This is a genomic window from Micromonospora sp. NPDC049580 (assembly GCF_040675595.1).
In the GTDB taxonomy this organism is placed as follows: Bacteria; Actinomycetota; Actinomycetes; order Mycobacteriales; family Micromonosporaceae; genus Micromonospora.
On the sequence record NZ_JBFAPG010000809.1, the window covers coordinates 1 to 1,340 of the forward strand.

The 1,340-nt window shown below is 74.0% G+C and carries 1 protein-coding gene; it reads right to left on the reverse strand.

Annotation, left to right across the window (positions count from 1 at the left end):
* Window positions 1–80: 80 nt before the first annotated feature.
* Window positions 81–1,256: a cysteine desulfurase family protein gene (locus AB0J68_RS32250; RefSeq protein WP_354863262.1), complete on the reverse strand. Its 1,176-nt coding sequence runs from the start codon at window positions 1,254–1,256 to the stop codon at window positions 81–83.
* Between the last annotated feature and the right edge of the window lie 84 nt (window positions 1,257–1,340).

Here is a 1,340-nt window from a genome sequence, read left to right on the forward strand (position 1 = left end):
CCACGACGCGCCGATACGGTCGGCAATAACTTCATGATCGACGGGGTGGAGGCGGGGGCCGGCCGGGGGTGTGGGGTGGGTTAGCGGGGGGTGCGGGGGGCGGCGGCTCGGCGGGCCCGTTGCACCGCTGCTGGTAGGGCCGCGACGAGGGCGTCCACGTCGGCCTGGGTGCTGGTGTGGCCGAGGGTGAAACGCAGCGAGGAACGGGCGCGGTCGTCGTCGGCGCCCATCGCCAGCAGCACGTGCGAGGGCTGGGCCACCCCCGCCGAGCAGGCCGAACCCGTCGAGCAGGCGATGCCCTGGGCGTCCAGCAGGAGCAGCAGGGCGTCGCCCTCGCAGCCCGGGAAGGAGAAGTGCGCGTTGCCGGGCAGCCGGTCGGTCGGATCACCGTTGTAGATCACCTCGGGCACCGCCCGGCGGACCCGCTCGATCAGATCGTCGCGGAGGGCGGCCACCCGGGCCGCGTACTCCTGCTGACCCTTCACGGCGGTCTCGACGGCGACCGCGAAGGCGACGATGCCGGCGGTGTCCAGCGTGCCGGAACGGACGTCGCGTTCCTGGCCGCCGCCGTGCAGCAGGGGGACGGCCGCCACGTCCCGGCCGAGCAGCAGCGCGCCCACCCCGATCGGGCCGCCCAGCTTGTGCCCGGTGACGGTCAGCGCGGCGGCCCCGCTGGCGGCGAAGTCGACGGGCACCTGGCCGACGGCCTGGATGGCGTCGGTGTGGAAGGGCACGCCGTACTCGGCGGCGACGGCGGCCAGCTCGGCCACCGGCTGCACGGTGCCGACCTCGTTGTTGGCCCACATGGCGGTGACCAGGGCCACCCGGTCGGCGTACGCGGTCAGCTCGGCACGCAGGTCCTCCGGGTCGAGACGGCCCGTGGAGTCCACCGGCAGCCAGCCGACCTCGGCTCTCTCGTGCTCGACCAGCCAGTCGACCGAGTCCAGCACGGCGTGGTGCTCGACGGCGCTGGAGATCACCCGTCGGCGGTCGGGGCCGGCGCCCCGGCGGGCCCAGAAGATGCCCTTGACCGCGAGGTTGTCGCTCTCCGTGCCCCCACCGGTGAAGATCACCTCGGACGGCCGGGCGCCCAGTACCGCAGCCACCCGCTCGCGCGACTCCTCGACCCGACGACGGGCACGACGACCCGCCGCGTGCAGGGAGGACGCGTTGCCGACCTCGCGGGCGGTAGCGACGTACGCCTCCAGTGCCTCGTCGAGCATCGGAGTCGTCGCCGCGTGATCCAGGTAAGCCATCACCGTTCAGCGTACGGCCGAGTTGTCGGGGGCCGGAGGGCGGAGTGGGCTCCATGCGACGGTGCCGGGGTGGGGGAATCCCAC

What these genes read in the sequence shown, in the direction of transcription:
- AB0J68_RS32250 (WP_354863262.1), bottom strand. Translation starts at nt 1,256, where the DNA reads ATGGCTTACCTGGATCACGCGGCGACGACTCCGATGCTCGACGAGGCA.